The sequence below is a fragment of the Sphingorhabdus sp. genome, from assembly GCF_041737645.1.
Taxonomy (GTDB): Bacteria; Pseudomonadota; Alphaproteobacteria; order Sphingomonadales; family Sphingomonadaceae; genus Sphingorhabdus_B.
The window spans coordinates 1-7,073 of record NZ_JBGSRI010000015.1; the positions used below are offsets into that span (position 1 = coordinate 1).

7 protein-coding genes are annotated in these 7,073 nt (G+C 54.8%); 2 read left to right on the forward strand and 5 right to left on the reverse strand.

Translation table 11 applies throughout. The features are described from left to right. Positions 1-157: 157 nt before the first annotated feature. From ACEW72_RS01935 to ACEW72_RS01950, 4 genes are all read right to left on the reverse strand, one after another. Positions 158-568 (reverse strand): DUF302 domain-containing protein, encoded by a 411-nt coding sequence (locus ACEW72_RS01935; RefSeq protein ID WP_373474694.1) that lies wholly within the window; start codon positions 566-568, stop codon positions 158-160. Positions 569-990: 422 nt separating this feature from the next. Beyond that, complete coding sequence (locus ACEW72_RS01940; protein ID WP_373474695.1) at positions 991-2,199, reverse strand: vanadium-dependent haloperoxidase; 1,209 nt, start codon at positions 2,197-2,199, stop codon at positions 991-993. 326 nt (positions 2,200-2,525) lie between these two features. Next, positions 2,526-2,900, reverse strand: coding sequence for a cupin domain-containing protein (locus ACEW72_RS01945; RefSeq protein ID WP_373474696.1), 375 nt, complete (start codon positions 2,898-2,900; stop codon positions 2,526-2,528). 240 nt (positions 2,901-3,140) lie between these two features. Then, the gene (locus ACEW72_RS01950; protein WP_373474697.1) at positions 3,141-4,124 is read right to left on the reverse strand and encodes a hypothetical protein; all 984 of its coding nucleotides are present in this window, start codon (positions 4,122-4,124) and stop codon (positions 3,141-3,143) included. Between the two features lie 662 nt (positions 4,125-4,786). Between ACEW72_RS01950 and ACEW72_RS01955 the strand changes: the two genes are divergently transcribed. Continuing rightward, complete coding sequence (locus ACEW72_RS01955; protein WP_373474698.1) at positions 4,787-6,082, forward strand: tyrosine-type recombinase/integrase; 1,296 nt, start codon at positions 4,787-4,789, stop codon at positions 6,080-6,082. Between the two features lie 51 nt (positions 6,083-6,133). On the opposite strand, the gene ACEW72_RS01960 is transcribed toward ACEW72_RS01955, so the two are convergent. After that, positions 6,134-6,412 (reverse strand): hypothetical protein, encoded by a 279-nt coding sequence (locus ACEW72_RS01960; RefSeq protein WP_373474699.1) that lies wholly within the window; start codon positions 6,410-6,412, stop codon positions 6,134-6,136. Positions 6,413-6,449: 37 nt separating this feature from the next. Here ACEW72_RS01960 and ACEW72_RS01965 point away from each other — a divergent pair. Then, positions 6,450-7,073: DUF4172 domain-containing protein (locus ACEW72_RS01965; RefSeq protein ID WP_373474700.1), on the forward strand; the 624-nt coding region annotated here is incomplete at its 3' end.

A 7,073-nucleotide genomic window follows, 5' to 3' on the forward strand; every position in this document is an offset into this window, starting at 1 on the left:
ATGTGGTTCCGGTCCGCGAACTCCCATACGGGCCCGCAGCTATGCTGCATCAAGAGGCCGGACAGATGGCAGCATCCGACTACATGCACCCCTCTCAAAAACCGCTTGCATCTTTAGGGGCGTCCACAGATGGAAAGCGGACCTTCAGGTCCGGTGGTTACACAGAGGTGGCGATGCGTGCCTCCAGTGACTCTATAACCCGAGCAAGTTTAGCCCTTACCTCGCCTGCGGCCCCAGTAAGATCAGCATTTTCGATCGCCTGCATCGATGCAACAGGATCAATCGCCGCAACCTCTGTATGCTGACCGTCAATTTCTTGAACAATAACGTTGCAGGGAAGCATCGTCCCCACTTTATCCTCGAACTGAAGCGCTTCATACGCCAGCTTTGGATTACAGGCTCCAAGAATTGTGTATGGTCGAAAGTCGACGCCGATCTTCGTCTTGAACGCATCCTGTAAATCTATTCGAGAGATTATGCCAAAACCTTCTGCCTGCAGGGCCGCTTCGGCTTTTTGAATCGCTTCGTCGAACGAAGACGGCAGGGTTACTGCGAGGTAGTAGGCCATTGGTTTTCTCCACTTACAAGCGCTGACAGGGGAGTGATCGCAGGTGCCCACCATTCCTGAGAAGCAGTGCTTGCGTGTCCGTTGTCAGATAATTTGAGACCGTTGGCAGTTTAAAACAGGTGAGTGTTTGGGACTATCTGCCGTCTGCTAAATTACGCCCAGAACTCTGAGGACAATTACAATGACCACTACAGTCACGACGGTTCCGATGATACTACGCATTCCATCACTCCATTTTTAGCTGACAAAGGTAATGCTTTGCAATCAGTCATAAACACAACCAACCTTTAAAGCTAATGTTCCGGCTGGATGGAATTGGCCGTGTAACCAGTGCCCTCAATGCCCGTTTCTGGGTGGGAAGGCGCATGACAGCTTCATGTGAGCTGCGCGGATCAGATTTCTGCGCACACAAACCTGGAAGATCATCTTTTCAGCGGCGTGAAATAGCGCTTCGCGGCTGTATTGCCTATTTCGATACCCGCCTTGCGTCCCGCTTCCATCGAGAAGCGGTAATGGACTCCGGCAAGGATACGGGACTCCGAAACATCATCGATGTATTCCTGTGGCGTGTCGTAACGACGAAGCATTGCGCCTTCCATTTCAAGCACGATCGGCGGGGCGGCGCTGCCAAATTCCTGGTAGATGACGGCACCCACGGCACCTGCTGATAGGCAATGGCCGCAAGGGTATTCGGGATGGTTTGGCGTTTGGACCATTGCTTCCCATTGGGTATCGGGCGTGGTGGCGTCATTGCCGTCGGTTTCGGCATTGCGAATGGCGGTGACCGGACGCCAGAACATGTAGTGGTACTTGCCATCCATCATGGAAACGTAGGAATCGGCCCATGCCATTTCTGCCAGAGCAAGAAAGCGGGCATCATCCACCAGACTGCGCCCGGGACGGCCGATGAACTGATTGAGGACGATTCGCACGTCACGCTGAGCCCAGAAACTGCCGATGTCGGTTTGTTCGGCGGTGCGATCTTTCGACTTTTTCGCCCCTAGCGTTCTTACCTCGTTGAAATCACGCGCCCAGATCGCGCTGCCCAAGCCTGCCGGCGGCGCAGGCCGCATTTCATCGGGGCTTCTCATGATCCAGGGGGTTTGCTTCGCCATGATCGTGCCGACCAGAACCGTGGTCTGCACATAGGTGCCCGGTGTCTGGGGGCGATTGACCGGGTCTTTGCCCTCGGCGTTGGAATTGGCTCTGGCGGCCATAACGGCATCGGCTGCTGCGCTGCCGACTTTCTCGCCGTTGGCGCGTGCGGTTGTGTCGGCGATCGCGTCGAGCGATGTTTTCAGAGCGTCGTCAAACATGCCTTTCTGATCGGCACAGACAACCACGAGCACATCATGCGCGGCGCGCGCTGCCGCGGCTTCCGGTGAGCTACCCTCCGGCGCGTCCAGCGTTTTGGTGTAGGGCGTGTATTTCGGTGTGATCGCATTGATGGCTTCGAACACAGCGACACTGACCATGGTATCGGCATCGCGCTGTCGCGGCTCCTCGCATTTGTCGGACTGGGCACGCCATTGGGTCAGCACATTATTGACCAGACCGGCAGATGCATTTGTTGCTGGAAACGACGCGGCAATGGCCGCGCAAAGAACCCACGAACGGTTCGCAGTACGCATAGATAATTCCCCCCCACAAGGGCCGATTTGGCAGGCAGAAGAGGTATCTTACTTTCGGGCCGCCGTAAAGGCGCTCGATGCTGCCACCAGACCCTCCGAAAGGCGTCACCTTATTTCCGGTCCATCTGTAGGGGGCAGCAAGATGCAGCCGAAGGGATGACCGCAATGTTGTCGTGTCCTGCCAGTCCGCTTTTATTGTTTGATGCCCGTAAGCCGCCCTTCGTTCAGCTTATGAACCAACGGCAGCTAACGAGGGATTGAACCAGTTGCCTGTATGACTGGAATGTTGGGGGGAGCGGACGACTCTCAATCCAATGGATTGCCGGTTATTTTTCAGCGTTGCCCACCACGTAATCAATGTTGAACGGCTTGTTCGTAATGAACAGCGCGACCATGTCTCCATCCGATGACGCGCCGTGTTGCATTGGCTCGCCCTCGGGAAACCACACAAACGTTCTTGGTCCAAACTCACCACTGTGAGTTACGAGCTTGCCCTCAAGGACGTACATTCCATGACCGCATGGTTGCGTGTGGTGAGGATTGGTCAGTCCGGCGGGATACCGCAGCAGCGTTACGCTCATTCCAGTTTCTGGTTCATCGAGTAAAGGCTTGACATAAAATGGTCGCCCGATCTCTTCCATCAGCATTTCAGACCATCCGATGTCCGATGGATTCACCACCTCAATTTTTCCGGTAATCATCTTTTTTCCTTGATTATGCGTATCGCGACCTCCGCCATCGGCTGTCCTAAAAAGTAGGCGGCAAGGAAGGAAGAAGCAAGCAGGCCAGCGCATCCACTTTGATCTTTCCCAATTGTGGTTATCCGAAAAGTTGTCGTTTGCTGACCGGCCGCTCTGGCGAATTTTGGGTGGACAGCCGACGTTGTGAGATAACTTGAACGACGCCAATATTGATGAATCTGGCGGCCCCTCGAACGCTTGCTAGATACTGCGGACAAACCTCTCGACATCCAGATCAATCATCATCTGATTGTGGCGGGCAAACCATACATCTTTCCAATCCAGCCCTAGATCATCGCATTCTTTCGCCAAAATAGCAGTGTCGGTTGATGCAATCCCGATGCAGCTGATCATTGAACTAAATATTAAGCCCATTCTAATTCCATCTAGCACGTCGTCACGAGAATAGCCCGTTACGCCGCTCGCGATGAGGCCGTCGTGATATGCGTCAATCAACCTGTCCCCATGTCGGACCCAATCCGAGTAAGGTAGGCAAGTACCTAACAAGCGAGCGAAGTCCCAAGGACCTTCGGCAACATAGGGATACTGCCAGTCAATTATTGAAAACTTCCCTCCCTCGGTGGAAGGCATGAACATTTGCTTCCCGTGATAATCAGCGTGGACAATGGTGTAGTCCCGGGAATCCAGATAGGCCTGCCACTTTTCGATTTTGCTGTTAACGGCGACAACGCAGGTGACAGCGATTTGTGAGTTTTGGCCACCGATTGCCAAGACTTGGTCAGCCGCTGCCTCGGCTGCGGCGAAGCTGCCGGCGAAAATGGGATCTTTTGTAGGGATGAGGCAGGCTTGCTGCTTCAATCCAGGCGCATTCCACCACTTCGCGTGAAAAGCAGGCAAATGACTAAGAGCAAGCTCGATTTCGGCTAACGTCGGTCGCCAAGATGTACATCGGGCGGGCGCTAAGTGCTCAAGCAGGAGAACCATTCTTGTCCCGTCCTCGGAACAACAGCTGAAAAAGCATTTTGGTTTCGGAATGCCTACATCCCGATAGGTCTGGTAAAATGCGACTTCACGCGAGTACAATCCGAACATCTTGGCCAAAGCCATAACTTCAGGATCGTTGCTTCCCAACTTGGCGATATATCGCTTCGGAAGTCGGCAAGCGTCGTCGGAAAAGTGAACGGCAATATCGATCGCTTCTGAAGTCTGTCCGGGATCGGTCAATCGTCGGGTTTCAACGCGCTCTATCCTTGCTCCATTCAAGTGATCGTGAAGCGCGGCCTCCATCCACTCGACGTCTATGTCCTCAGCCCGTCGTGGAACATTTAATTGCATCAGCGCATCCTAAGTAGAAGCGACCCCTGCGAAAGCTATCACGTTTTCTGCTCGACGCAACCAAGCGATACAACCGACCCCATACAATTTGGCTACGAGAACCAAATGACCGCAATGTTGTCGCGTCCGGAACGGCAGCTTACACGTAGCCACCTGTCAAAAGCCGACATCCGCAACCCCCTTTCCCCTTGTAATGTAGGATTAGATTTGAGAGCGTCTTATCGCGCCCCTGCAAAGGTGTAGCCGGCTCTTTGAACTGTCGAGATATCCTGCAAATCCAAAGCCATGCCACTTTGACTTAAAGCAACAAAGGATACATTTTTAGTGTGCTTTTGCGTATCTTTTGTATCTTTAAGACGGCCATCGCCCTGCGCCGCAAGGTACGGGATTTTGCAGAGTTGGAAAATTGGTCGGGACGACAGGATTGCAGTAAATAACTGGAATCACCTAATAAAAAAAGGTATAAACAGCTACACAGCACCTGCACAGCTATGGATTTCCGCGCCCCTGCGCAGCTAATCTACACAGATTCTGCACAGTGGAGCATCGCGATGGCCTTTATCACCGACAAGGAGAAGCTTAAATCCGGCCTGATTATCTTCAGGCGTGGCGATGTGGCGCACCGCAACTTTTATTGCCGCATCAAGCTCCCGAAGGAGGATCGCTATAAGACCATTGCGCTAGGGACGGCGGACCGACAGTCAGCGCATGACCAAGCGTTCGACCTCGATGCGGACATTCGCTTTCGGATCAAGCATGATGTTCCCGTGTTTAACCGCCCTTTTCGGCAGGTCGCAGAGGAATACATCGCTGTGCAGCAGCGTCGCGCCAAGTTGGGCGAAGTGGCCGCCGATAGCGTCAAGAACGTCGCCAATCGCTGTCGCCGCGTCCTGGACGATTATGTCGGCAGCACGCAGATTCACCTAATTGGTCAAGACCGATGGAGTAACTATCCTACTTGGCGAAGGGAAAACGGCAAAGGGCGGACGCGGGCAATCGTCAGTGACGCAACCATTGGCGTTGAAATGGGCGCTTTCAACGCGGTGATGAGCTTCGCGATCAGCAAACGCTATGTTCCGGCGAGCCATCGTTTTGAAGGCAGGCCGAAACTCAAAACCATGCGGCGCGATGAATTTACGACCGAGGAATATCGTAAGCTGCACAGCTTCGGCCGCAAATGGATCAAGGCGGCGACATCGCCGCAGGGCATCTGGTATCGAACCATTTGCTACAATTTCATGCTCATCATGTGCAACACGGGGATGCGCCCGCCGGAAGCAAGGAACTTGCGCTGGCGAGACATCATGGCGGCGAAGGATCGTGAGGGCAGGGAAATTGTCGTCTTATCTGTGCAGGGGAAAGGCAAGTCCCGCAGACTGGTCGCGCCAAAGAGTGTCGGAGATTACCTCGACCGCGTTCGCGAACTGTCCAAGGCCACCAAGCCAGACGATCCCGTTTTCACCATCATCAACGGCAAACCCGCCAAGTATCTATACAGCGACACGGTGCAAGACCTGTTGACGGAATCGGACTTGCGGATCGGGCCGAGCGGCATTTCCCGTTCGACCTACTGCTTCCGCCACACCTATGCGACCTTCCGCCTTTCAGAAGGCGTCGATGTTTACATCCTTGCCGAACAAATGGGAACGTCGGTCAAGATGATCGAGCAGCATTACGGCCATGTGAACACTGTGAAACATGCGGATCGCGTCCTCATGGGCATGACCGGTTGGGAATTGGCCCGAGAGCCTGGCGACGATAGCGAAGCTGCTGCAAGGGCAGCGAAAGCTGCGGCGACACGAGATCGTTCAGGCCGCTCCCGAATGCCAAGAACCGCGAGACGGTAGCAGACCTGACAGTCCCGCCCCGTTTCGTAGGCGGCATCGGCACCTCCCACTTCAAAACGCTGACTCCGCATCGCTGATGCTCTTGGGAGTCTGGCGTTTGCGCCGGTTTTCCGATGCGCCGCTGGCGCTCTTGATCGGGACACCGGCCAAGCGGGTGAAGGAAATAGGTGCGCCGAGCCTCAAGCACCCCTTTGCCCGCGTCTTCACCGCACTTGTCGCCCCTTCGCCGCTGGCGAACTTAAAGGGGTGCAATGCAATGTCTTTCCACTGGCAACCAAAAATCTTGGCCGCTGGTGATTGATTGACTATCGCTTTATCAATCATAATCATGCTATATCGTGATTGATAGAAAGGCATCTTATCCATCATGCGCTGGAATTGGCAGCTTCCCGATTGGCCTGATTTCCGCTTCGACGCGGATCGCATCCGCGCGTCCGAAGAGCAATTCCTGAAAGGCTCTGGCGTCGTCATCGGCGCGCTGCACCACCTTGATGCCGATGCGCGTGACGGCCTGACCATCGAACTGATTTCACAAGAAGTGGTCGATAGCTCCGCCATTGAGGGAGAAATCCTTGACCGCGCCAGCGTTCAGTCTTCGCTCGCGCGGCATCTGGGCTTTGCCACCGATCAGCGCCGCGCCAGTGCGGCAGAAGCCGGGGCCGCTGAATTGATGGCCGATGTTTACCGCAACCATGCTGCACCGCTTGACGACCAGACCCTGTTTGCGTGGCACGCGATGTTGATGAACGGGCGGCGCGATATTGCCGATGTTGGGCGTTACCGTAGCCATGAAGACGCGATGCAGATCGTGTCGGGCGCGCTTCACGCGCCGCGCGTCCATTTCGAGGCACCGCCGTCCGATACCGTTCCTGCGGAAATGTCCCGCTTCATCGCATGGTTCAATGACAGCGCCCCATCGTCAGCGAATCCGCTTCCGGCCATCACCCGTGCGGCCATCTCGCACCTGTGGTTCGAGAGCATCCATCCCTTC